This is a genomic window from Ruegeria sp. ABV3_008 (assembly GCF_056161185.1).
This window is the reverse complement of sequence record NZ_JBSWYP010000009.1, coordinates 187,549-212,748: the sequence shown is the minus strand read 5'-3', so window position 1 is coordinate 212,748 and position 25,200 is coordinate 187,549. Positions and strand designations below refer to the sequence as shown.

Sequence of the window (25,200 nt, the reverse complement as noted above, 5' to 3'; positions counted from 1 at the left end):
GTCTGGCGAGGACGTTCAGGCGACAAGGCCCGCGGCCGTGGCCGGCATCGGTTCGAACCCGTCCAGCGCCTCGAACCGGGCGATCCATGCCCGCACATTCGGATAGGGGTCGAGCGAGACATTCCCCTCGGGCGCATGGGCCGTGTAGGAGTAGGCAGCGACATCTGCGATGGTCGGTCGGTCGCCAACCAGCCAGTCGTGGCCTTCCAGTCCTTGTTCAAGCTTTTGCATCGCCTTGGCTGCGGTTGCGGCGGCGAAATCGACGTCCAGAGGTGCACCAAACACCGTGATCAACCGCGCCGCGGCGGATCCGAATGCGATCTCACCCGCGGCGAGAGTCAGCCAGCGCTGCACCGCCGCCTCGCCCACCGCGTCGGTCGGCATCCAGTCGGGCGCGTATTGCCGGGCGAGGTATACGAGAATCGCATTGGAATCCGAGACTACAACATCGCCATCCTCAAGCACGGGGACTTGCCCGTTGGGATTCATCTCCAGAAACTCGGGCGATTTATGAGCGCCTGCGGCCAGATCGACGAAAACGGCCTCGTGGGCGATACCGGCCAACTTGGCAAAGACCAGGGCGCGGTGCGCGTGGCCGGATTTCGGGAAGTGGTGGATACGTACTGCGTTCGACATTTGTCAGCTCCTGTCATGCGCGGAATTGCTTCTGCAGCTATATATACAGCTTGCCATCTCGGGAGATAATGGGCAGTTTTAGGGGATCATTAAGCCCTAGGAGGGCGTAAAATACATGGACAAGATCGACCGAATGCGCGCCTTTGCGCTGGTGGCACAGAATGCCTCGTTCACTTTGGCAGCCCAGCGGCTTGGGCGGTCGTCTCGTTTGGTCAGCAAATACGTGGCCGATCTGGAGGAGGCACTGGGCGTTCAGCTTCTGAACCGAACGACTCGCAGTGTATCCCTTACCGATGCGGGGGCGACCTACCTGGCGATGTGCGAACCGCTTCTGGACGGGTTTGACGAAATGGAGGAGGCGGTGCGCAATGCGCAGATCTCTTTGCGCGGTGTGATACGGATTTCTGCGCCGACAGGGTTCGGCTCACTACGGCTTGCCCCGTCGCTGGCGGCTTTTGTCGAACAGCACACTGAGGTCGAAATTGACCTCAACCTTTCAGACCGCCGGGTGTCGATAGTAGAAGAGGGTCTGGATTTGGCGATCCGGATCGGGCCGACACGAGACAGTTCCCTCAAGATGCGCCGGCTGGGGCCGATGCCGCTGATTGTGTGTGCGTCTCCTGACTATCTCGACCGTGCAGGTGTGCCCGCGCATCCAAGTGCCCTTGCCACGCATGAGTGCATTCTGGACGGCAACATGAGCGACCCTGCAGTCTGGCGGTTTGATGTCGATGGCAACGAGGTGGCGGTTCACGTCAATGGTCGCCTTCAGGCCAATGCGCCTGCGGCCTCGGCGCGGTTAGCCGCTGCAGGAGTGGCCGTTGCCAGATGCCCGGCCTACACGGTGGCCGATGCCCTTAGGTCCGGGGAATTGGTCGAGCTGTTCGCCGAACACCGTGTCATACCTTACGTTGTGGCCGCACTTTTCCCGCAGAACCGACGCCTGACCACGCGGGTCCGCGCGTTGATCGACCATCTGGCGAGCGATGACTTGATCTGCAACGCCGGGGCGTGACGGCTATGCCTTCAGGTGCCTAGACCCTTGACCTATCCCTGGCCCCTTGTTTTCGTAGGGTCGAGCGATGGGCAACTCTCACTGCATTCAGTTTTTGAGGGGACGCCCGCAGCCGTGGAAGGGATGTAATGGCCGAAATCGAACGTTGGCTGAACAAGCACGGACTGGCCAAATACGCCAGTGCCTTCGCCGACAATGAGATTGAGCTGGGCGACCTGACAGAGCTGACCGACGAAGACCTCGTGACCATTGGCCTGCCGCTGGGGCCTCGGCGGCGGTTCATGAAGGCGGTGCGCGCAACCACTGACGGCACCCCCCGACCTCAAAACACGGCACTGGGCGCGTCGATCGTGGCCGAACGCCGTCAGCTGACGGTCATGTTCATTGATCTGGTCGGCTCGACCGAGATATCGCAACGGGTCGATCCTGAGGATTTGGCCGAGGTTCTACGGCTGTTCAAAGAGACTTGCGCGGCTTCGGTCGCGGATTTCGATGGTCAGATTGCAAGCTATTACGGTGACGGGATCATGGTGTTCTTCGGGTTTCCGCTGGCCCATGAAGAAGACCCCGAGCGCGCCATTCGCGCCGGCTTGCGCATCATCCGAGAAGTGCCGGAAATCCGCACTCACGCGAAACTTCAGGTGCGTATCGGGATCGCCACCGGTCTGGTCGTGGTTGGCGATTTGCGCGGTGAGAAGATGTTCGAAGACGGAACCGCGATGGGTGAGACACCCAATCTGGCCGCCCGTCTTCAAGCGATGGCGGAACCCGGCACCATGATCGTGTCACCTCGGACGCATCAATTGGCGGGTGGGGCCTTCGACTATGTGCTGCAAGGGTCTTTCAAGCTGAAAGGGTTCACGAACGAAGTCGAGGCGTGGCAAGTAACCGGCGCGCGCGATACGGACAGCCGTTTCAGGCGCGTTGAGGGTGCCTCGCTCGGCCCTCTGATCGGTCGCATGACAGAATATGAGACGCTCAGCGACAAGTGGAAGCTGGCCAGTGAGGGCGAAGGTCAAATCGTTCTGGTGTCCGGAGAGCCGGGGATCGGGAAATCGCGCCTGATTGAGGAGTTGCGGCAGAAAGCCCCCCAAGGCGCGCATGAGCGAATTCGGCTGCAGTGTTCGCCGTATCATTTTGCCAGCTCGTTTTATCCGATCATCCGGCGGCTTCACCATGTCGCCGACCTGGGGTCTGAGGACTCGGATGAGGCAAAGCTGGAGAAGATTTCGTCGGTTTTGAAAGACCCCTCGGATCAGGTCCTGCGATTGGCCGCGTCGCTATTGTCGGTCCCGTTCGAGGATCGGCTGGGGCCGCTGACCCTGACACCGCAGCAGATCATGGATCAGACGCACGAGATGTTGTTGGACCATTTGCTGGCCCATGCGTCGGAAAAGCCGGTTTTGCTGTTGTTTGAGGATGCGCATTGGCTCGACCCGACGACAAAGGCGTTGATGGATCGGCTTGTTGACCGTCTCCGGGATCTTCCGGTGATGGTTGCAATGACTTTCCGGCCGGAATTTGATCCGGGTTGGGCGTTGCAATCCAATCTGACCAAAGTGGTGCTCAGGCAGCTTGATTTTCAAGACGTTAAACGCATCGCAAATGAGGTCGCGCAAGGGCAGGACATCCCCGACGCCATGTATGAACTGGTAGCGGCCCGATCCGATGGTGTGCCGCTCTACGTGGAAGAGGTGACGAAGGATCTACTGGAAGCAGGCGATATGCCCGATGCTCCAATTGCTCGCGCCAGCGGAGGGGCCTCTGCTGCAAGCTCAGTTCCCAGTGCATTGCATGATGCGTTGATGGCACGTTTGGATCGCCTGAGCTCGGCCAAAGAAGTGGCGCAGATCGGGGCTGTGATTGGGCCGCAATTCTCGTATCCGCTGATCTCGAAAGTGTCGCGATTCAGCGATACTGTGCTGCGGTCCGGCTTGGACCTGTTGGTTGAGGCTGGCATCGTCACGACCTCAGGAGATGACGAGTTGCAGACCTTCAACTATCGCCACGCCCTGATCCGCGACACCGCCTATAACAGTCTTCTGAAAACCGAACGCCGGGTTCTGCACGAACGGGTGGCCAAAACGCTGGACCAGAAAACCTCAGCGGTCGAGGATGCAGGCCCAGAAGTTCTGGCCCATCACTACACCCTTGCAGGTATGGTGGATGAGGCGATCGACTGTCGCTATCTGGCGGGTCAGCGCGCCGTCAAACGCTCGGCCAATACCGAGGCTAACACGCAGCTGTCCCTGGCGCTTGATCTGCTGGGCGATCAGACGACCAGTACTGAGCGTGACAAGAGAGAGATCGAGATACAGACTTTGCGCGCAGGGGTTCTGCGGTCGACGGCTGGTATCGCAGCGGATGAGACCGGTTCGACCTATGCCCGGATACGGGACTTGTGCGAACGCATGGATGAGACAGAGAACCTGTTCCCGGTCCTCAACGGCCTCTATTCCTTTCACTTAGTTCGGGGTGAGTATGATTTGGCGCGGGCCGTCGCGCGACAACTTCTCCACTTGGCGGAAACATCAGGCGAAACGCAACATCAGATGGTGGCCCATCGGGCGATGGGCGCGGTGCTGTTTCATATCGGAGAGCTGGACCCCGCCCACGCGCATCTCGAACAGGCGTTGGCGCTTTACCGCCCCGACCGCGATGCCCATCTGGCATATGTCTATGGATCCGACCACGCGGCCATAACCTCTTGCTTCCTGAGCCTTGCCACCTGGATGCGTGGTGAGCCGGACAAGGCGCTGGAAATACAGAATCGGGCGGTTGAGGCTGCCCGCGACCTCGAACATGCCCATAGCGTGGCGCAGGCTCTGACTTACCTGTGTATGCTGCATCTTCTGCGCCGCGATCCGGTCGCTGTGACCCGGGAGATGGAGCAACTGGAAGAGCTGTCGAACAAGCACGCGTTCACCTTCATGACCCTGACAGCCAATGTCTGGAGAAGCTGGGTCAAGGCCTACGCATCCCCTGGCCCGGAAACCATCAAGGACCTCAAAAGGGCGACGGATGCATGGTGGGCCAGCGGAGCGGGAAATCACAAACCGTTCTTCATGACACTGATTGCCGAAGTCACGCTTGCCATGGGCGACCACGAAGGTGCTCTGACCGCTTTGGCGGAAGCGCGTGAACATCAGCGTTTGACCAACGAGGGGTGGGCACAGGCAGAAACCGACCGGGTTTATGCGCTGGCGAAATCCTCAACCAGTCCAGCCGAGGCGGAATTCCGACAGGCTTTGTCCCGCGCAAAGGACCAGAAGGCGCGGATGTTTGCCCTCCATACGGCCATAAATTTCGCCCGAACCTGCGAGCGGTTTCACTGCTCGGCGATTGCAAACTCAGAGCTTCAGGCGGCGGCTGAAGCGATCTCGGGCGGGGACCAAACGGTTGAGATGCGCCTCGCTCGTGAATTGTTGGCTGGGGTGGAAACGGCCTAGGCGCGCATCCGTACGTGTTCAGGATCATAGGGTGAGGCAAGGATGACCTGCGCGTCGACTAGATCCCCATACATGTCAATCTGAACGTTGGTCCCTTCGCCCGCCAGCGCTGTATCAATGAACGCGTAGGCCAGGTTCCGCCCGACCCGATGACCCCAGTCGCCCGAGGTGACGGTGCCAACCACAGTGTCGCCATGCATCAACGAAGCCCCGCCATGAGCGGGTGCGTGGGTGGCGTCGATCTGCAGCGTCACGAGTTGCTTGCGCTTGCCGCTGGCGCGACGTTCCAACAGGGCCTCCTTGCCGATGAATTCGCCCTTATTCGGGTTTACGAACCGATCCAAACCGGTCTCATATGGGTCGAATTCCGTGAGGATGTCGGATTTCCAATGCAGAAATCCCTTCTCCATCCGCATGGAATCCACCGCGCGCGCGCCAAACAGCTTCATGCCATGGGCCTCACCCGCCGCGCGCAAGGCCAGATAGGCTGCATAGAGCGAGGCGTTGGGTACGTGGATTTCATAGGCCAACTCACCCGAGAAGCTGACACCCATGACCGTGGCCGGGGCGAACCCGACGAAACATTCGCGCACGGACAGCCAGGGGAAGGCCTCTTTCGACCAGTCGCCGCGCGCACAGGCCGACAGAACATTGCGGGCCTTGGGACCAGCCAGAACCAGAATGGTCTGGTCATTGGTCAGGGATCGGATCTGAACATCCTCATCCTTGCGAATGTGCTGGGTCAGCCAGTCCATGTCGTGATATTCGCTGGCCGCAGCCGAGCCGTACCAGACACGCTCTGGCCCCCGATCCGAGGCAGGCAGGTTTGCCACAGTGGCCTCAGCTTTGACCATGCCGTGGTGGTTCAGCAGGTAACCCAGGCCAACGCGGCCGTCGCGCTTGGTGACCGTGCCGCAGAACATCCGATCGAGGAAACTGTGGCGATCGGTGCCGGTGATCTCGAACCGATTGAAGCCGTTGACTTCGCACAGGCCAACATTCTCCTGCACGTTCTTCACGTCTTCGGTGACGATGTCGAACGACTCATCGAAGTTGAAGGTAAGTGTGGGGTGAAAATCGGGCGATGGCTTGATGTAGTCCACCCGCTCCCACCCGTTCACGACGGTAAACTCGGCCCCTTCTGCCGCCAGTACAGGCGTCAGCGGGGTTGTCTTGGCCGGTCGTCCGGCGGGCCGATGTTCATGCGGGAAGTGGAACCGGAATTCGTTCTGGTAGTCTTCGATAGCCTTCAGAGAGGTCAGTTCCACATTCGTATGACCAGTGAACCGGCGCGGATCGAGGCACCACGTGTCATAGCATGCCTCACCATGCACGATCTGTTGCGCCAACAGCCAGCCGTGGCCGCCGCCTTCACCCAACCCCGCGCGCAGGCCGATGATACAGAAGGCGTTGCGCTTGCCGGGGATCGGTCCGACCAGTGGCGCTCCGTCGATTGTATAGGTGATCGGCCCGTTCACGATGGACCGAATGCCGGTTTCTTCCAATGCTGGCATGCGTTCAAACGCTCCGGCAAGAACGTCCATGACACGTTCCAGATCATCGGGGCAGAGCGCGTTTACAAAGTTTGGATCAATCCCGTCCATGCCCCAGGTTTTGCAGTCCTGTTCATAGAACCCGACCAGTAGCCCGCCCTTTTCCTGCCGGCAGTAATAATCACTGATTGGGCAGCGCAGCAGAGGCATCCGGTGACCGGCTTCGGCAATACCAGGGATATCTTCGGTCAGGAAATACTGATGCTCCATCGAGGCGACGGGATGGTGAACCCCCATCATCGCGCCCACTTCGTTCACGCGGTAGCCACAGGCATTGACGACGATGTCACAATCGATGTCGCCATGTTCCGTATGCACGGTCCAAGTGTCATCCTTGTGCTGGGTCATCGCGATGACTGGGGTATTGCGGTACACCTCAGCCCCGGCCTTGCGGGCGTGATAGGCCAGCGCCTGACACAGCTGGGCCGGGTCGATGTCACCGTCCAGAGGGTCCCACAATCCACCCAACAGGTTGGTGGTCGAGATCAGCGGGTGACGGCGGGCGCATTCCTCGGCGTCGATCACCTCAAAATGCACGCCCATCCCGCGCGCCATCGAAGCAAAGTGGCGGTAGCCCTGCATCTGCGCTTCGGTATTGGCTAGCCGGATGCCGCCATCTGCGTGGTGGTAGTTGATCGGATATTCGGGGTTTTCGGAGAGTTCCTTGTACAGATTGATCGAATGCGTCTTCAGCCCGACCATGGTCTGGTTCATACCGAAATTCGTCACCTGCGCCGCCGAATGCCATGTGGTGCCGCTGGTCAGCTCGTTCCGCTCGACCAGAACCACGTCGCTCCAGCCTTCCTGTGTCAGGTGGTAGAGTGTCGAGCATCCGGCAATGCCGCCGCCGATGACAACAACTTTGGTACGGGATTTCATAGCGGGTGAGCCTCCGGAGTTCGCTTGCTCTGCATACGAAGTTCGTTTGTCACAGTGTGCAATTATAGAGTGATATAATGAGACGTTATCAAAATTAGAAATCTATTTTTTCGAAATAAAAGAGATGATCTTGCGCCACGCGCAACAATTCCTCTTGCTTGATGTCACGAACCCCCTGTTTCAAAGGACTGGGAATGGCTGGACAGCGTAGCAAGCGAGGTGGGCGCGAAGGGCGTCTGGCAAAACGAGCAGCCAAGCCCGCGTTTGATCCATGCCCGCCCGGTCAGATCGGCGGGATGTACAAGCCGCTCAGCGAAGCCGACCTGCGCCGCATCTATGACACTGCCCTCGACTTGCTTGAGAAACTGGGTATCGGTGAGGTGCCGGAGAGACTGCGCAACGATCTGTTGGCCGTGGGTGCCGTGGACAACGGCAAAGGACGGGTTCTGTTCCCGCCCGAGCTTGTCGAAGAGGCGATTGATCAAGCTGCAAAGACCTTCACCTTACATGGCCGCGATCCTAAGCGGTCGATCGAGGTTGGTGGCAACAAAGTGTATTTCGGAACCGGCGGCGCCGCTGTGCAGACGCTTGATATGGAAAGCGCGCTTTATCGGCCTTCGACCCTGAAGGACCTGCATGACTTTACGCGGCTACAGGACACGCTGGCCAATATCAGCTGGTTCACACGTTGCTGCGTGGCGACCGATGTGCCGGACAATTTCGATCTGGATGTGAACACCGTTTTCGCGCTGCTCAAGAACACCACCAAACCGACGGCAACGTCGTTCACGCTGGCCGAATATGTCGCTCCGATCGTCGAGATGCTTGACATTGCCGCAGGAGGGCCCGGAGAATTTGCCAAACGCCCGTTCATGAAGGCGCATATCAGTCCAATGATATCGCCCATGCGCTATGGCGAAGATGCGGTGGATGTCACTTACGCATGCATCAAACACAACATTCCGATCTCGTGCATCACGGCGGCGCAAGCCGGAGCAACGGCGCCTGCAACCTTGGCGGGGTTTCTGGCGCAATCTCTGGCGGAAACCTTGGCCGCCCTATTGTTGGTCCACGCGATCCAGCCCGGTTTTCCGATGGTGTTTTCCAACTGGCCTCTGGTTATCGACCTGCGCACCGGGGCATTTTCCGGCGGCAGCGGAGAGACCGCGGTGTTGAATGCCGCGTCCGCCCAGCTGTCCAATTGGCTTGGTTTGCCCTCGGGCGTGGCTTGTTCCATGACCGACGCCAAGGCCATAGACGCGCAATATGGGATGGAGAAAGGCATAACTTCCATGGCAGCGGCCTTGGCGGGTGGGAACTTGATCTACGAAAGTTCTGGCATGACCGCATCGTTGTTGGGGGCGAGTTTTGAGGCTTTCGTGCTGGATGATGAGATGCATTCCAACTCCTATCGCGCCTTACGCGGGGTCGAGGTGACGGATGAGAACCTCGGGTTCGATGCAATTTGTGATGCCGTTCTGGGCGATGGGCACTTCTTGGGTGGCCAGCATACGCATGCGGCGATGGAGCGGGATTACTTCTACCCCACGCTTGCTGACCGAGCCGAGCCGCGCACATGGGCCGAAAACGGTGCGCAAGACGCATGGGGCAGAGCAAGGGCCCGCGCGGATGAGATTCTTCGCGAGCACAAGCCTTCTTACCTGACCGATGAGCAAGAGGAGGCCATCAGGTCTCGGTTCAATATTCTGATCTGATCATTCCACCAGTTTGAAGCTGTCCGCCAGCCACGGTGTTTTCTCGTATTGCGCAGTCAAAGCATGATCTCGGATCAGTGCGCGCATCTTGCCGTCTATCAGGTCCAACACGGACCGCGAACAATCGGGTGTAGAGACAATCGCAAGCGTGCGCGCAAAGCTCTTGCCTGGAAACTTGTGCATGCTGAGATTTGGGTGAAACCTTTTGGCACGCGAGAACAGCAAAGGGGTGGTGATGGTCCAGCCCGCACCGGCGGCGACCATCGCCATCAAAGTCTGGTTGTTGCTGCATTCGAAATTGGACTGCGGTGAAAGCCCCAGCCGACGCATTTGGGACTCGATCTGCCGGGCGATGATCAAATTGCTGGAAAACCGCAAGAACGGCAGTTTGGTGCGCCCTTCGACTATATCCGGAAGGGATTTCTCGCTGAACCGAGGGAGGACGACCACAAACGGATCTCGTAGCAACGGGCGATCCTGCAGGTCCCGCAGCCGTTCCTCTGGGGTGGTCGTGATCCCCAGATCAAGATGCCGGTTGCGCAGCATCTCGACAATCGCGTGGCTGGAATCGGTGTGGTACATGAAATCGCAGCTCGGCATATGGCCCGAAAGAAAGACGGCGAGTTCTGGGATAATATCGCTGTCGAAATCTTCGATCGTGCCGATCCTGAGGTAACTCGCCTCGGCAATATTCCCAGCGGATGCTTCGGCCTTGGCCTTGCGGATGGCATAGAGCGCATCGCTGATATTGCGCAGAAAGACCTGCCCTTTGGGCGTCAGAACCATCGGCCTTCGCGCGTGGTTGAACAGCTCGACCCCGAGGTGGTCTTCGAGATTGCGCAAGTGATGCGAGACGGTGCTGATGGTCAGGCCGGTTTCCTCGGCTGCGGCCTGAAGCGATCCTTTCTGGGCGCAGATCTGAAACAACTCCAAGCCTTTTAGGTTCAGGTCCTTGTTGGCGGTAGGACGGGGCATGTTTCCTCGGCAAGAACTAGGTGTGAATTAGTTACAATGATTTGAAATTATTGTTGGTAAAAAATCAAATCAACGAAAAGCCGCACCTACCGACCGGAGCGCCACTATCTTCTCGTGTTGCAGATGACACAACAGCGTGAAGATGCGGTATTCCTTTTTTCTTTCACCGCTTCGTTCTTTAAGCGTACCCAAGTAAAACGGCACGATCTTGTCGATGTCGTGCAAACCGGTAGTGAGGCAACTCAGGTTGGAAAACGGCCTTCTCTTCTCAATTCTGCCCGATGCCACGGCATGTGAAAGCTGCGTCTTCGTGCCAATTGTCTGCAGCCCGGATGCCAACCATGCTTGATGCCCGCATCCGCCCACTGATCGATCCGCCGCTGAACGCGATTGGGCGGGGGTTGGCGGCGCGTGGTGTCTCGGCTGATCTTGTGACTCTGGTGGGTCTGGGGTTCGGCCTGATGGCGGCTGGCGCGATCGTTCTAGGTTTGCAGGTTCTGGCCGTCCTGTTCATCCTGTTGTCGCGTCTGGCGGATGGTCTGGATGGGGCAATCGCGCGCGCTGGGCGTAAGACCGACTTTGGCGGCTATCTCGATATCACTTGTGACTTTTTGTTCTACGGTGCGATCCCCATGGCGTTTGTCTGGGCGGACCCGTCGGCAAATGCCCTGGCCGGAGCGTGGTTGCTGGTCAGCTTCTACTTCAACGGCGCGACCTTCCTGGGCTATGCGATCCTCGCCGAAAAACGCGGGCTGGAGTCGCAGAAATATGGTGCCAAGTCACTGTATTTCACCGGCGGTCTTCTGGAAGGCACTGAAACCATTGCCTTCTTCATCGCAATTTGCCTGCTGCCTAAATGGTTCGACCCGATGGCATGGGCGTTTGGCGCGGTTTGCTTTGTCACCGCCATTTCGCGCATCCTGTTGGCGCGGCAGGTCTTCACTCACTCGGAATAAACGCAAGGAAAACCCATGAAACATCTATTTGCTGCCCTCTGCGCGGCGCTGGCCGGAACAGCATGGGCTGAACCTGATCCCGCGAACTGGCAGGACGTTCTGGATGAGGCCAACGGCCAGACCGTCTATTGGAACGCGTGGGGTGGCTCGACCACGATCAACGATTTTATCGAATGGGTCGGAACCCGCGTCGAAGAGGAGCATGGCGTCAAGCTTGAGCATGTGAAACTCACCGATACGGCCGATGCGGTCAGCCGGGTGATTGCCGAGAAGTCTGCGGGTCAGGACAAAGATGGAGCGATTGATCTGATCTGGATCAACGGTGCCAATTTCAGTGCCATGAAAGAGGCAGATCTTTTGTTCGGCCCCTTTGCTGAGGCTCTGCCCAACTGGCGGTTCGTAGACGTGGACGGTAAAACTGTCACCACCGATTTCACTGTCCCGACCGAAGGGTTTGAAAGCCCTTGGGCCATGGCGCAGGTCGTGTTCATCTATGACAGCGAGGTTCTGCCCGAACCCCCCAAATCCGCCGAGGCAATTCGCGAATGGGCGGCTGCGAACCCGGGTCAGTTCACGTTCCCTCAGCCCCCTGACTTTCTGGGAACGACGTTCCTGAAACAGATGCTGATTGAACTGGTCGAAGACCCGGCCATCCTGCAACAGCCCGCCGGGGACGACTATGCGCAGGTGACGGCGCCACTGTGGGACTGGTTGCAGGATGTAACACCGAACCTCTGGCGGGCAGGTCGCGCCTATCCGCAAACCGGTCCAAGCCAACTGCAGCTGATCAATGATGGAGAGGTCGACATGGCGATCAGCTTCTCTCCGGGTGAGGCGACAACGGCCATTGCCAACCAACAGCTGCCGGAAAGCGCACGGACTTTCGTTCTGGAGGATGGAACGCTGGGCAATGCCAGCTTTGTAGCGATCCCCTACAATGCCTCGGCCAAGGCGGGTGCCATGGTCGTTGCAGATTTCCTGATGAGCCCCGAGGCGCAGTTGCGCGCGCAGGACCCGGACGTATTGGGATTTAGCACTGTGCTGGACATGGCCGCTCTGCCCGCTGACGATCGCTCCGGGTTCGACGCGTTGGAGCTTGGCGTGGCAACCTTGTCGCCCGCCGAACTTGGCCAAGCCCTGCCCGAGCCGCATCCCAGCTGGATGACCCGGATCGAAGCGGATTGGGCCGAGCGTTACGGCGTTGGCAACTGAACTAAGCCCCGGCAAACCATGGGGGCTGGCACCGACGCTGACGATAGCGTTGCTGCTGGGTCCCATCGCTGCCGGGCTTTTGGGAACGATCCTACCGGCCTTCGGAGGCATGCGCCCGGACGGGCAAAACGGGTTTTCATTCGACCCGTGGACGCGCCTCTGGGCCGAGCCCGGCGTGGGTCAGGCCCTCTGGCTGTCGTTCAAAACCGGTTTCCTTTCGACGCTTGGGTCGCTGATCGGGTGTTTTCTGCTGATCGCAGGTTGGCAGGGCACGCGCGCGTTTTCGCGGCTTGAGGCGCTACTGTCTCCCCTTTTGTCAGTCCCCCATGCGGCGGCCGCGTTGGGGCTGGCGTTCCTGATTGCGCCGTCTGGCTGGATTGCGCGGCTCATCTCGCCCGGTCTGACGGGATGGACCCGCCCGCCGGACGTGTTGATCCTGCAAGACCCCGGCGGGTGGTCTTTGATTGCTGGGCTGATGACTAAAGAACTGCCATTTCTGCTGCTGATGTCGCTGGCCGCGCTGCCTCAGATCAAATCGGCCGAGCGGATGCGCGTGACGCAAGTGCTGGGCTACGGCAGGGTCCGAGGGTGGTTTCTGGCCGTGATGCCCGCGCTTTATGCGCAGATCCGGCTGCCCATCTATGCGGTCCTGGCCTATGCGATGTCGAATGTGGATGTCGCGATGGTTCTGGGGCCGTCGCGCCCGCAGACGCTGTCCATGTTCATCCTGCGCTGGATGACGGATCCTGATCTTGCTTTGCGCGCGCCCGCTGCTGCGGCTGCCTTGGTTCAGTTGGGGCTGGTGGCCGCAGCCATCATGGTCTGGCGAGGTGGTGAAAGGGCCGTGGCCGCGCTGATCAACCGTGGTGTGGAAAGCGGAACGCGCGGCATGGGCTTGCGCGACACCGCCCTTAGAACCCTTGGCCTCGTGGTGTCACTCACGGCGGGGATCGCGGTGTTCGGCGGGCTGATCGGCCAACTTTTCTGGTCTTTCGCCGGGCGTTGGAGGTTTCCCGACGCGCTACCGAGCAGCTTCAGTCTGATTTCCTGGGAGCGCCACGGCCCGGACGCAGTAGAGGTCACCTTGGTCACTTTGGCGCTGGCGTTTGCCACCGCAATTATCGCTTTGGTTCTGGTGATCGGCTGCCTGAACGCAGAACTCCGCACCCGGCGCAAGATGAACAAGACGGGTATGGTGATCCTTTACCTGCCACTCATCCTGCCTCAGATCGCTTTCCTGCCGGGCCTGCAGATTCTGATGATCCAGATCGGAGCGGCGCAGGGCATCCTTCCCGTGGTCCTGACCCACTTGGTCTTCGTTCTGCCCTATGTGTTTCTGGCATTGGCCGGCCCTTACCGCGCGCTCGACCGCCGCTATGCCACGATTGGCGCCGCCATGGGGCTGGGACCGGTTGGAGTGCTCTGGCGCATCCGACTGCCAATGTTGCTGGCTCCGATCTTGACCGCGCTTGCGGTGGGGATGGCGGTGTCAGTCGGCCAATATCTGGCCACTCTTCTGGCCTCGGGCGGGCGGCTGAACACGTTGACGACCGAGGCTCTGGCCCTGTTTTCAGGCGGTGATCGCCGTGCGATAGGGGTCTGGACCATCGCGCTGGCGTTCACGGCATGGCTGCCATTCCTGCTGGCCTTGATGATCCCCAGAATTGTCTATCGCAACAAAAGCGGACTGCGCCATGATTGAAAACGGCCTCTTTTTGGATCAGCTTTCGATCTCTCACGCCGATGGCAGAGGGCTGGCGCAGCTATCGGCTGACATTGCGCCCGGTGAGGTTCTGAGCCTGATGGGGCCGTCCGGGGTTGGGAAATCCACAATTCTTGCGGCAATCACCGGAACTTTGTCGCCTGCCTTTCGTCTTGAAGGGCGCATAGCGTTGAACGGGCGGGTTCTGAATGCCCTGCCGCCTCAGAAGCGGCGCGTTGGGATCCTGTTTCAGGACCATCTGTTGTTTCCACACCTGTCTGTTGGTCAGAATGTCGGCTTTGGCCTGCCGCCCCGTACCGCGGACCGGGCCGCGCGCATTCAGGCCGCCCTGTCCGAGATCGGGCTGGACGGGTTTGAAACCCGCGATCCCGAGACCCTGTCCGGAGGTCAGCGCGCCCGTGTGGCCCTGATGCGGATGCTTCTGGCGGAGCCCGATGCGTTGCTTTTGGATGAGCCTTTCTCGCGCCTCGATGTCGGTCTCCGGGACAAAATGCGGGACCTCGTCTTTGCCCGAGCCGGCGCGGCGCGGCTGCCAGTTTTGTTGGTGACCCATGACATCGCCGATGCCGATGCCGCAGGAGGCAGGGTTGTGACTCTGCCTCAATAGCGGTGTTGGTCGAGATGTTCGGCTTTATCTGGTTCCGGCTCGCCCTAGCCTAGTTCGTCAATCCGGACAGGTACTTGATCGCCGTCAGGCTGGGCAGGAACGTGTACGCGCCACCGCGCGTATGGATCAGGCGGGGAAAGCCGTGCAGGCGGATAGTGCCGCCATCGGGCAGGCTGAGGTCGAACCAGCTGGTTTCCGGCGTGTTCGCCCCCAGCAGAGGGTCATTGGCACCCGTGATCGTTGGGTCGTGCAGGCCAAGGTTGATCCAGTCGCACATTACCGCTTCGAACTGCGCGCCGATATTGGCGCCAATGAAGCTGCCCAGCAGGCCGCGCTCGGCCGTGTCGGGTTTTTGGGGGTCGAAATCCGGTCCATAGGACATGCCGCGCCGTACCAAACGTCGCGTGTAGTTGGCGATGCGTTGCACGATCCGACCGCCACGCGGGTTGCCTCGTCGTAAATGCGAGCCGGCGGGACAGCGGGAGTGGGCGTTGTAGTTGAAATTGGTCAGCGAGACCTCATGCTCGGGCCATTGCGCGTCTGGTGACAGCTCGTACGGAATGCCGTTGCGCCAGCGCCCGCACATCTGGGCCGCGACGACTTCGCGAAGGGCACCGTGGATGTCCAGGCCTTCGCCGATGCGATCCAGATTGTTCGGATCGACCAATTTGTCGCGATCCGGATGATTCATCAGATCATCGGCGGCTTTGTCCAGATAGGCCTCGAAACCGGCCGCATCCTGCGCCAGAACTCGGAACGCATTGAACGACCCGTTGAAACCAAGCGCATTGGGCGAGGGGACGCGGAACACCACCCCCTCCTGTCGTGTGGGATAGCCCAGAAGGGCGGTGCCCAGCGGGTCGATCGGTTCGTCGACACCGGCCTGTTCGGGGTCAAAAACCTGCTCGAACCGGGGCTGGGAAATGCCGTCGACATAGCCGAAAAACACCTTGCTATCGGCCAGATTGCGGCCGTCGCGTTTGCCCAGAATGGTGAAGGCCGCGCCAACCTGTTTCTCGACCAGGTCGAGGTGATCCTGAACGTCGGAATAGACCGACGCCATGATGTGAACCCGGTCAGGCTGATCAAACGGAGCAGGCCAGTGATCCGGCCCGCTGGCGCCGAAATCGCCCAGTTTCGTCGCGCGTTTCGTCATGCCCTGCACGAATTCGCTGGGGAAGGTTTTCAGATGCTCGGGCGCGGTGCCAAGGGCGCGCAGCCCGGCATAGGTGAGGCCGATGTTGAAGCAGAAGGGCGGTTTGACCTCCCACAACACACCTCGGGTGATTTCGGGGACGGTTTCACTGCCGCCATCGACGGCGGTTGCCAGAAACTGACGGGCCGCGGCGCGGTCGGTGACTTCAAGAAACAGATGGCGCACCAGATCGCGGCGATAACCGCGCAGGATGTTGCCCTGAATGTCGGCGAGATCGAGTTTTGCAGTCACCAGCCTTGTCCAAATTTTTGGCGCACTTGCGCGGCGGAAACGCCCGGATAGGCGCGATAACCGCCCCCCAGCGACAGGTTAGGGTTCGCGTAGAGTTGCAGAACAAACGCACGCGGTAGGGTCTCCAGCCGATGCGGCGGCTGGTTCGGAGGCAGCCCTTTGGCCTCATCCTGAAGGCCGAACAGGTCGGTCGGGAAATCGGGGGCCTGAAACAGGTCGTGCTCATGGACCCAGTCGATGAATTCTTCTACGTTGTGCTCGGTCGGGATCAGGTGCTCCGCCCCGTCCACAAGCGAGATGACATCGTTGAACACACTGCCGATGGTGGTGATGAAATCCCGAATGTAGTTGCTGAAATCGCCGTCATAGACCGAAATCATGCAGATCTTGTCGTCGATCAGCAGAAACCGGGCGAAATGCACCGTTCCGACATTGTCCAGCCCTGCAAAGATCTCTTCGACATTTTGGGCGATGGCCAGTGCAGCATGGGCCCGTCCGGCGGGCGAGGGGTCTTTCAACGGCATGATCAGGTTCATCATGCGCTGCACGTTCTCGCTGGGTTGCGGTGAGGGGCGCGGGCCGCCGGGCAGTTTCGGCTTGGGGTCGCGCCAATGCCAATAGGGCACAACGATGTAGCGTGACAGGAACTTGAACCATCCCCGATCCGGCAGGCTGTTGACGTAGCGATTGAACCAACTGTTCTGACGAGTCATGACCTTACCCCTTCGAAAACGGGCAAGGGGACCCGCCGCGCCAAGCGCTTGAGATTTTGTACGAGTCGATGCGCATTTTCAGCACCGGATCATCCGAGGCCTCGATCCCGGGGGTCAGCAAACCAGGATTGAAGCTGAGCTTCTCGGCCTGTTCTATCTGGTCCTCAGGCACAGCGTTTAGTGTCAGAACGCCCATCATGATCCGTTTGCGATGAGGTGGCCAGGGGCGCGAGGAGTTGTTGAAATCGTCTCCGACCTCACCGATTGTCATCATCAGAGAGAACCGCGCAGGTTCCTTGGCAAGACGCTCCCTGAGTTCGGCCTGCAGATAGTCATCCACCGGTGTTTCCTCCGGGTCGGTGTTCAGCACTCCTGCGATGGGTTGCCACGAAAACCGCACCCAGCGGCGTACGCCCTCCGCTCCGGTCACGATGAATGTATGGCAGGCGTGATAGGCCGCCCGCGCATAGCTGGTCGGCGCTCCGATCTGGGCGGCCTGCAACACACCAAGCTGAGAATAGGCGTTTCGGTCGGCAAACCCGATGGCGCCTTCGTCCGGGCTGATCGTCTCGCCCGGATAGGGGTCGCGTTCAGGCAGCATCAGTTGAAGGTAGCTCCAGATTTTCTGCCAAGGGGTCTGACCGTTGTAGAGCTTGGGCTTGGCGGCCTCGGCGAAATCCAGAAACGCCTCGGGCGTCGGGGTGAAGAACTCGGGCAGATTCATCGCGATCAGGTCGGTATCGGACCCGTCCGACAAGTGAAACCGAACCGCCAGACCCCGCACATCGGACCAGCCGTCATGCACCACAGCGCAGCCCGACCCGTTCGAGAATCGAACAATCACATCCGTCTTTTCCGTGGTGAAGTGATCCGCGGCGCAGAAATTCCGGGCGATGGGTGTGGGCTTGAAATAGCCGGTCGCACTGATCCCGATTGTGTGAACGGGGCGCAGGGCCAGATCACCATCAGGACGATGCAGAACTTCTACCAGCTTCTCGGCAAGGCCGGGATCGCTCATGACTTGACCACCTGTTAACTGAAGTTACCCCAAAAATGTGGCGTTAACCATAAACACTGGTCGGGCAAAGGCAACAGGAAGAATACATAAAACCCAGCGAAGCCACTGTTTGATCAAGCAAAACTGAGTTCGGCTACCATTTGTTCAGCATGTCTTTGGCATGGGTCCAGTATTCACTTTGCCGGCAGGTGTAGAATGCCTTCTCCATCAGATCGTAGGATTCAGGTCGGTGTGTTGCCAGCCCCACGACCTTGGGTAGCGGAGGGTTCAGACGTACCATCCGCTCTTTCAACACAAGATGGGCCATCCAATACTGGTTCTCAGCCGATGTGGTTAGCAGCAGTTCGATCAAAGCCCCCCGAGGCGCGCCCGAGGTGATCCCGAACCACTTCAACAGGCCCCAGTCGTCGGGGTTCTTGATCATCTCCTCCGAGATATCTGTGGGCTGTTGGCCAGTGCCGATCGACAGAGCCTCGATATACGCCAACCCTTCGGCGCGACCAGCCGCGATGGCCACGTTGATGCCGTTCATCACTGGATTGTTGGCAAAGGCCCCGCCATCAGCGAAATAGCCGTAGTCCACCCCGTCCGAGATGATCTGATGCGGCGGGAAATAGGATGGCGCGGCCGAGCTTGCCATGGCGACATCCAGCAGGCCGACATCGCTCATATCCAACCATTTCTCGTAGCCCAGCGTCTGGTTGGTGATGGTGAACGGGGACCACCCCACCTTGTCGCTGCGATGCAGGCACACGGTGTTGACCGCGAGAACCAGATCCGGGGACAGAGAGTTGACTTTGCGGTCTCCAACTAGACTGCGCCCGATCTCCTCGAGCCCGGTCGCATTGTATTGCGAGGCGGTGATGCCCGGGCCGCCGCCTAGTTTGAACCTCCGCAGCACCTCATCCAGTGCCTTGTCCAGAAAGCTGTGTTCGTTTTCGCGGAAGATCTTGTCGGCATCTTCGCGGTAATGCGCGGCGAGGTCGCCGATCAGCCGGCCCATATCCTTGCCCTGCGTCCGGCCATCCGCCAGCGCCACGGCGATCAGCCCACCGGTCGAGGTGCCGGCGAACCCGTCCGCCTTGTCCAGAACGCCGGTCTCCTCCTGCAGGCTTTGCAGGATCAGGCAGGTCAGGTAGCCCCTGATCCCCCCGCCATCGCAGGACACAAGTTTGAATACCATTCGATGCGCCTCATCGCTTTTTAGTTGTAAGGGGTTTTAGGATAACTGGGCTGGGAAAAGCCAGCCGTTTTGCGACCCGTTGAGGCTTATCCCGCATAGCAAATTGGAAAAAGCCTTGCGAAAACCTGTATTTGTCAGCACAGTTCGCCGCGAAAAGGACGGGCTTGGCCCGCAATCGCCGACCCCACCGGGGCCACGGCACAATCAGGGAGTTGAGGCTATGGCGTTGGAACTACATGAGATGTGCAGCGGGCTGGGCTTTCCAGAAGGTCCGGTTGCGATGAATGATGGCTCGGTCCTGTTCGTGGATATCAAAGAGCAGACCCTTGCGCGCTTGTCCGTCGATGGCACCGTCAGTGTGGTGGCCGAAATCCCCGGTGGCCCCAATGGCGTGGCGATCGGCCCGGATGGCGCTGCTTATGTCTGCAACAACGGCGGTGTCTACAGTTTCGTGCCCTACGGACCCGACGATATCACCGTTCCCGCACCCATTCGTCCGCACTACAAGGGTGGGTCCGTGCATCGGGTCGATCTTGAGACCGGAGAGGTCACGATGCTGTTTGATTCCTACGAGGGGAAACGGCTCATCGCGCCCGACGATCTGGTCTTCGACAAGGATGGCGGGTTCTGGTTCACGGACACCGGGATCGAGGACGCGGAATCTACGCGCTATGGCGGGCTGTACTATGCCACGATCGACGGCAAGACACTTATCAAGGCTGCTACGATCCCGATGCCCAACGGGGTCGGGCTGTCGCCAGATGGCGGCATCGTCTACGTCTCGGACACGGTATTTGGGCGGCTTTGGGCGATGAAGATCACCGGCAAGGGTCAGGTTGAACCCGGCCCAATTCCGGGGATGCCGGGGCAGGTGGTTCAGACCTTGCCGGGGTACCAATGGCTCGACAGTCTCAAGGTCGAGGCCGACGGACGGGTTTGTGTGGCGACGATTTTCAACGGTGGTATCACGGTGTTTAGTCCTGACGGGTCGACCGAACATGTCGCCATCCCCGACCTCTTCACGACCAATATGTGTTTTGGTGGCGAAGATATGCAGGATATCTGGATCACAGCCTCCAGCACGGGCAAGATCTACAAAGCCAGATGGCCTCGTCCGGGATTGAAATTAGAGTTCACAGCTTGATGCAAAGGCCGTCTGCCTTGCACGGGCGAGATCAGCAGATATTTGAGCGATAGCCAGTAGCGGAGCGAGATATCGGTGTTTCGCAGGTGTAACCCGGCGACACGGAACAAGAAGCACAAGGCCTTGGCCGGCCTGCTGAGGCTCAGTCTGCAGGCGCGGGTGTGACAAGCCAAGTAATAACGCTGCGGTCCAGTTGTCGGTAGCCAATGTCGAAGACCGCCCCTGCCGTGAACGTATTATTCAACGATTTGGTCAACCGCAGCTTCAGTAGGGTTTCACTAGGCGCGCCGTAGAGTTCGGCATGGTCAAAACCAAAGAACTGTTGAACCGCAGGGAACAGGGCCTTGTAGAGAGTTTCTTTGGCCGAGAATACAAGCGTTGCCTTCAACGCCTGCGCGTCGCTTTCCCGGATCAGCCGGGTTTCCTCGGGCTGCAAAGCGACCTTGAAAATCGCATCCAGTGAGGATCCTTCGGCGATGTCCTCTATATCGACGCCAACCAAGGTGCCGGGCTGATCGGTGACAATCGCCGCACAGCGCCCCTTTGAATGCGTGATCGAACCTGCGACGCCTGCGGGCCAGATCGGCTCACGGTTGGGACCTGTGGCGATCTGCGTCGATGCATGCCCCGTTGACGCCAAAGCGGCCATGGCTACGGCACGGCCTGCAAGGTACTCGGCCTTTCTCTTTTCAACGGCCCTGTCCAAACGATCCGGGCGGTCGACGCACAACGTCGTGAAAAGGTCATCTTTAAAACGAGATTGATCAAACCTCGCGATCACAGCAGTCGCTGTCGCAGACCCGATGTCCATGGCCCCCACGTCCGTCAGGAACCCATCGGAGCGCGTTTCAAGGGAAGAGAGGTGTTGGGCAGGCGGTGTCATGGCCCCCTTGGCTTCCCTCAAGCGTCGCGCCACGTCAATCCGGTTTTTCAAATCGTACGACGCCAGCATATTGGGGCAGCTTGAATTGTAGAGAGATGTGGGGAACCATCTGAGGCCGAAAGCTAGAACCTACGGCCCGCCCAGAGGGTTGGGCGGCTGAGTGCCCCTCATGTCCGCAGATCGCGTAGCCGCGTGCCAGACTGCGACCGGATTTGGATCATGCGTCTGAAAGTGCGGAGATATCGGCCTTTGTCCACACGCAGTCGTGGTCAGAAAGCGGTGTGCCGGTGGCTGAGATTGAACTCAACACGCCTTTGTCTACGGGCGTGAAACCCCGTCCGGCCAGCCAATCCAGTTTCATCTTTCGGTCCGGGTGTGGCGTGATCAGACTGGGGCGGGTCGTGTCGCCCTCGGCCGTAAACGCCCACGAATAGCCCTGATCTTCGGCCAGAGCGAACAAGGTTTCGCGGCGCCAGTCGAAATCGGGGGGAAGGTGGTTGCCGGTGTTCAGATCTCCGCCGATCAGAACGGGCATGTCGGGGGCGAAGGCATCGATCTCCTTTAGCAGAAGTTCGAACTGAACTTGCCGGTGTTCAGCGGCGGAATTACTTTCCAGATGGGTAGAGACTACGCAGACCGGCCCCTGATCGGTGGGCACCACGGCGGCAATGGCCATGCGCCCGCCGACCCGGGGTTGCTCGGGGTCGGCAGCGCCGCTTTCGGGGGTGAACCAGTGGCCGTGGTCGTCCAACCGGATCAACGTCGTGCGTTCAAACGGGACTGAGGACAGGACGGCATTGCCGTGCCAGCCGGTTGTGTTGAAATCATCGGTGCAAAAGGCGCGCTCGGTCGGGCCGCCCAGGTCAAGCTCGTGAAACTCGACGCCAAAGGCGTACGTCATGCCAAGGGCGCGAGCGACCTCTTCGGTGGTGTGGCGTTGCGCGGTGCGGGCCATGCCGCAATCGACCTCGGAGAGCAGAACGATATCTGGTGCAATCGGGTCCAGATGCGCGGCGGTTTCTTCCGGAAACAGGCAGCGTTCAACATTCCAGGCAGCGACGGTGATCTGCGCCGGCAGTTGGGCCGCTTTGGCCTCGCCGCCCAATTGCAGCGCGTTCATCGCCGGCAAGGATGCCATTAGCGAGCGATGCGCCTGCGTTGTGCGCGGGGCAGCCAGAATTTCAGCCCGCTGGTCAGATGTGACAGCGGGCAATGTCGCGACAGTATCAGTGATCAAAGGACTTTTCCCGTTTCCACGTCAAACAGACGCAGGGCGTCGTGTTTCAGGGTGATGCGGGTTTCGCCCGTGTGCACGCTATGGTCTTTGCCGACCATGACTGTAAATGGCTGGTCCGCAAGCGTTCCGTGCAGCAAACGATGCGCGCCAAGTTCTTCGAGGATGTCGACCTGGAACGAGACGGATCCGTTCTCATCCAGTTCGACATCCTCGGGACGTACACCCATGGTCACCGGGCCGCTGACGGCCTGTGGCGCGGGCATCAGCCCGTTGTAGCCGTTGAGGCGGACCTGCCCGTCTGACGCTTCGGCCTCGATCAGATTCATGGGTGGGGCACCCATGAACGAGGCGACGAAGGTGGAAGCCGGATTGTGGTAGATCTCGGAGGGGGTACCGATCTGCTCAATCCGGCCTGCGTTCAAAACGATGATCCTGTCGGCCATCGTCATTGCCTCGACCTGGTCATGGGTTACGTAAACTGCCGTCGTGCCAAGACGACGCTGCAGGGCTTTGATCTCGATCCGCATCTGGTTGCGCAGCTTTGCATCGAGGTTCGAAAGAGGTTCATCAAAGAGGAACAAGGCGGGGTCGCGCACCACCGCGCGCCCCATGGCGACGCGCTGGCGTTGACCACCGGACAATTGCGCCGGTTTGCGGTCCAGATATTCAGTCAGGTTCAGCATCTTGGCGGCGTCTTCGACCTTGGCTGCGATCTCGGACGCGGGCGTGCCGCGGTTCTTCAGGCCATACCCGATGTTCTTGCGCACCGTCATATGCGGGTAGAGCGCGTAGTTCTGGAACACCATCGCGATGTCCCGATCCGCAGGGTCCACATCGTTGACCACCCGGTCGCCGATTTTCAGCGTACCTTCGGTGATATCCTCAAGCCCCGCGATCATCCGCAACAAAGTGGATTTGCCGCATCCCGAAGGGCCGACCAGAACGACAAACTCGCCGTCCTGAATGGTGAAGCTAGTGGTCTGAACGGCCTTGAAGCCGTTAGGATAGACCTTGCGGATGCCCTCTAATGATACCTGAGCCATGCGCGTATTCCTTATTTGTCGGATTCTGTGAGGCCCTTGACGAACCAATTCTGGAAGAAGATGACGATCGCCACCGGTGGGATCATCGCAACAATGGCCAGCGCCAGCGCTTGTCCATGCTCGGGGATCTGACTGTCGGTGTAGGTCAGCACGATCTGTTTTATGCCCCGGACCAGCGTGAAGAAGCTTTCATCCGTTGTGATCAGCGTCGGCCACAGGTACTGGTTCCAGCCAAAGACGAACATGATGATGAAGATCGCGGCAATCATCGTGCGGCTGAGTGGGACGAGGATGTCGATGAAGAATTTCCACGGCCCTGCGCCGTCGATCCGGGCCGCCTCGGCCAGTTCTTCGGGGACGGACATGAAGAATTGCCGGAAGAAGAACGTGCCAGTGGCAGACGCGATCAGGGGAACGATCAGACCGGTATAGGTGTTGGTCAGGCCCAGTTTCTGGATCGCTTCGTAGGAGGGCAGGATGCGGACCTCGAGCGGCAGCAAAAGGGTGGTGAAGATCACCCAGAAAGCCAGCGTTGCAAAGCGCAAACGGAAATAGACGATAGCATAGGCGGCCATCATCGAGATGATGATCTTGCCCACGGCAAAGCCTATGCCCAGAATGAACGAGTTCATCAGCATCAAGGTGCCATCAACTGTCTGCGTGAACCCGCCTTTTTCAAACATGGCGGCGTTGAAGTTCTTGCCCAGGTCGTCGCCTAAGCCCAGTTGGATGCCTTCGCGGTGGATGGTGACCGCATCGTGGCTGGCTGTCGTCAGCGCCAGCAGAGGCGGCAGGATCATCAGCAAGGACCCAAGGATGAGGACAAAGTGATCTCCGATCGTTTCCCAGCGGATTCGGCGGGATTTGCGGGTCACGGCGGGTGTGTCGAGTGCGGTGTCGGCCATGATATCCTCCCTCAGGTATAGTGAATCCGGCGTTCCACCAGCCGGAACTGGAAGACGGTCAGGATCAGAACAAGGGCCATCAACACAACGGATTGCGCGGATGATCCGCCAAGGTCGTTGCCGCGGAAGCCATCCAGATACACCTTGTAGACAAGGGTCATCGGGTTGTTGCCCGGCTCACCCTTCATCAGTGCGTCGATGATGCCGAATGTGTCGAACAGGGCATAAGTGATGTTGATGATCAGCAAGAAAAACGCGGTTGGAGCCAGCAAAGGGAAAGTCACGTCCCAGAACCGCCGCGTGGACGAGCGGTTGTCGATCATGGCCGCCTCGCGGACTGAACGAGGGATGGATTGCAGGCCCGACAGGAAGAATATGAAATTGACCGGGATCTGTTTCCACACCGCGACGATGATCATTGCCGTTGCGGTGGCATTGTAGTCAACGCCCAGCTTGAACTCCCAGCCGAACAGTCCGAAGAACTTGGTCATGGGGCCGGTACTTTGATCAAAGAACAGAATGCCCAGAAAGCCCGCGACGGGTGGCGCAATTGCGTAGACCCACATCAGCAGGGTGCGATAAGATCTCGCCCCTCGGATCACCTTGTCAGCCTTGACCGCCAGCAACAGCGCGATGGCCAGCGAAAAGAAGGTAACCAGAATGGAGAAGACAACCGTAAACCACGCGATGCGTTTGTACTGATCATTGCCCAGTAATGAGGTGTAGTTGTCCGCCCCCACAAAGGTCGAGCCGAACCCGAACGGGTCCTGCAGAAAGAACGACGATTGCAGCGCCCATCCAGCGGGCCAGTAGAAGAAGATGGCGATGATCATGAGCTGCGGCAGCAGCAGCGCCACAGGAAGCCAGATAGTGTCGAAGCCCGCGCGTTTCATTGTTAGTCCAGTTG

General features: G+C 59.4%; 20 protein-coding genes. 8 read left to right on the top strand and 12 right to left on the bottom strand.

What is annotated here, in order from left to right:
* Nucleotides 1–15: 15 nt before the first annotated feature.
* Nucleotides 16–636 carry a glutathione S-transferase family protein gene (locus ACXAH8_RS16365; protein ID WP_475219873.1) on the bottom strand — a complete coding sequence of 207 codons (621 nt, stop codon included), beginning with the start codon at nt 634–636 and terminating at the stop codon, nt 16–18.
* A gap of 115 nt (nt 637–751) precedes the next feature.
* On the opposite strand from ACXAH8_RS16365, the gene ACXAH8_RS16360 reads away from it, so the two are divergent.
* Together ACXAH8_RS16360 and ACXAH8_RS16355 are read left to right on the top strand one after the other, a co-directional pair.
* Nucleotides 752–1,651, top strand: coding sequence for a LysR family transcriptional regulator (locus ACXAH8_RS16360; protein WP_475219872.1), 900 nt, complete (start codon nt 752–754; stop codon nt 1,649–1,651).
* Between the two features lie 128 nt (nt 1,652–1,779).
* Entirely contained in the window at nt 1,780–5,100 is a 3,321-nt protein-coding gene (locus ACXAH8_RS16355) for an adenylate/guanylate cyclase domain-containing protein (RefSeq protein WP_475219871.1), read from the top strand.
* On the opposite strand, the gene ACXAH8_RS16350 is transcribed toward ACXAH8_RS16355, so the two are convergent.
* A complete protein-coding gene (locus tag ACXAH8_RS16350; RefSeq protein ID WP_475219870.1) occupies nt 5,097–7,532 on the bottom strand; it encodes a GcvT family protein in 2,436 nt (811 codons plus the stop codon). The two genes, ACXAH8_RS16355 and ACXAH8_RS16350, sit on opposite strands and share 4 nt — an antisense overlap.
* A gap of 194 nt (nt 7,533–7,726) precedes the next feature.
* Here ACXAH8_RS16350 and ACXAH8_RS16345 point away from each other — a divergent pair, with 194 nt between their 5' ends.
* Nucleotides 7,727–9,247: a trimethylamine methyltransferase family protein gene (locus tag ACXAH8_RS16345; RefSeq protein ID WP_475219869.1), complete on the top strand. Its 1,521-nt coding sequence runs from the start codon at nt 7,727–7,729 to the stop codon at nt 9,245–9,247.
* On the opposite strand, the gene ACXAH8_RS16340 is transcribed toward ACXAH8_RS16345, so the two are convergent.
* Nucleotides 9,248–10,222: a LysR family transcriptional regulator gene (locus ACXAH8_RS16340; protein WP_475219868.1), complete on the bottom strand. Its 975-nt coding sequence runs from the start codon at nt 10,220–10,222 to the stop codon at nt 9,248–9,250. It lies immediately after the preceding gene.
* A gap of 341 nt (nt 10,223–10,563) precedes the next feature.
* On the opposite strand from ACXAH8_RS16340, the gene ACXAH8_RS16335 reads away from it, so the two are divergent.
* From ACXAH8_RS16335 to ACXAH8_RS16320, 4 genes are read left to right on the top strand one after another with little or no spacing between them, the layout of a single operon-like run.
* A complete protein-coding gene (locus ACXAH8_RS16335) occupies nt 10,564–11,178 on the top strand; it encodes a CDP-alcohol phosphatidyltransferase family protein (protein WP_475219867.1) in 615 nt (204 codons plus the stop codon).
* A gap of 15 nt (nt 11,179–11,193) precedes the next feature.
* Nucleotides 11,194–12,390: an ABC transporter substrate-binding protein gene (locus ACXAH8_RS16330; RefSeq protein ID WP_475219866.1), complete on the top strand. Its 1,197-nt coding sequence runs from the start codon at nt 11,194–11,196 to the stop codon at nt 12,388–12,390.
* Nucleotides 12,380–14,092: an ABC transporter permease gene (locus ACXAH8_RS16325; protein ID WP_475219865.1), complete on the top strand. Its 1,713-nt coding sequence runs from the start codon at nt 12,380–12,382 to the stop codon at nt 14,090–14,092. Before ACXAH8_RS16330 ends, ACXAH8_RS16325 begins: the two co-directional genes overlap by 11 nt.
* Nucleotides 14,088–14,720, top strand: a complete 633-nt coding sequence (locus ACXAH8_RS16320; protein ID WP_475219887.1) for an ATP-binding cassette domain-containing protein — start codon at nt 14,088–14,090, stop codon at nt 14,718–14,720. The genes ACXAH8_RS16325 and ACXAH8_RS16320 overlap by 5 nt, the downstream gene beginning before the upstream one ends.
* Before the next feature lie 49 nt (nt 14,721–14,769).
* Here the strand turns inward: ACXAH8_RS16320 and ACXAH8_RS16315 are convergent, their stop codons facing one another.
* The 4 genes from ACXAH8_RS16315 to ACXAH8_RS16300 all read right to left on the bottom strand — a co-directional run bounded on the left by ACXAH8_RS16315 (nt 14,770) and on the right by ACXAH8_RS16300 (nt 19,081).
* Complete coding sequence (locus ACXAH8_RS16315; protein WP_475219864.1) at nt 14,770–16,167, bottom strand: Dyp-type peroxidase; 1,398 nt, start codon at nt 16,165–16,167, stop codon at nt 14,770–14,772.
* Nucleotides 16,164–16,880 (bottom strand): hypothetical protein, encoded by a 717-nt coding sequence (locus ACXAH8_RS16310; RefSeq protein ID WP_475219863.1) that lies wholly within the window; start codon nt 16,878–16,880, stop codon nt 16,164–16,166. The genes ACXAH8_RS16315 and ACXAH8_RS16310 overlap by 4 nt, the downstream gene beginning before the upstream one ends.
* Before the next feature lie 4 nt (nt 16,881–16,884).
* Nucleotides 16,885–17,898, bottom strand: a complete 1,014-nt coding sequence (locus ACXAH8_RS16305; RefSeq protein WP_475219862.1) for a catalase — start codon at nt 17,896–17,898, stop codon at nt 16,885–16,887.
* A gap of 133 nt (nt 17,899–18,031) precedes the next feature.
* Complete coding sequence (locus tag ACXAH8_RS16300) at nt 18,032–19,081, bottom strand: patatin-like phospholipase family protein (protein ID WP_475219861.1); 1,050 nt, start codon at nt 19,079–19,081, stop codon at nt 18,032–18,034.
* 115 nt (nt 19,082–19,196) lie between these two features.
* Here ACXAH8_RS16300 and ACXAH8_RS16295 point away from each other — a divergent pair, with 115 nt between their 5' ends.
* A complete protein-coding gene (locus ACXAH8_RS16295) occupies nt 19,197–20,225 on the top strand; it encodes an SMP-30/gluconolactonase/LRE family protein (RefSeq protein ID WP_475219860.1) in 1,029 nt (342 codons plus the stop codon).
* Nucleotides 20,226–20,367: 142 nt separating this feature from the next.
* On the opposite strand, the gene ACXAH8_RS16290 is transcribed toward ACXAH8_RS16295, so the two are convergent.
* From ACXAH8_RS16290 to ACXAH8_RS16270, 5 genes are all read right to left on the bottom strand, one after another.
* A complete protein-coding gene (locus ACXAH8_RS16290) occupies nt 20,368–21,141 on the bottom strand; it encodes a 4'-phosphopantetheinyl transferase family protein (protein ID WP_475219859.1) in 774 nt (257 codons plus the stop codon).
* A gap of 184 nt (nt 21,142–21,325) precedes the next feature.
* Nucleotides 21,326–22,342: an endonuclease/exonuclease/phosphatase family protein gene (locus ACXAH8_RS16285; protein ID WP_475219886.1), complete on the bottom strand. Its 1,017-nt coding sequence runs from the start codon at nt 22,340–22,342 to the stop codon at nt 21,326–21,328.
* Nucleotides 22,342–23,388, bottom strand: coding sequence for an ABC transporter ATP-binding protein (locus ACXAH8_RS16280; protein WP_475219858.1), 1,047 nt, complete (start codon nt 23,386–23,388; stop codon nt 22,342–22,344). Before ACXAH8_RS16280 ends, ACXAH8_RS16285 begins: the two co-directional genes overlap by 1 nt.
* 11 nt (nt 23,389–23,399) lie before the next feature.
* Nucleotides 23,400–24,293, bottom strand: a complete 894-nt coding sequence (locus ACXAH8_RS16275; protein ID WP_475219857.1) for an ABC transporter permease subunit — start codon at nt 24,291–24,293, stop codon at nt 23,400–23,402.
* Between the two features lie 11 nt (nt 24,294–24,304).
* Nucleotides 24,305–25,186: an ABC transporter permease subunit gene (locus tag ACXAH8_RS16270; RefSeq protein ID WP_170376925.1), complete on the bottom strand. Its 882-nt coding sequence runs from the start codon at nt 25,184–25,186 to the stop codon at nt 24,305–24,307.
* Nucleotides 25,187–25,200: the final 14 nt, after the last annotated feature.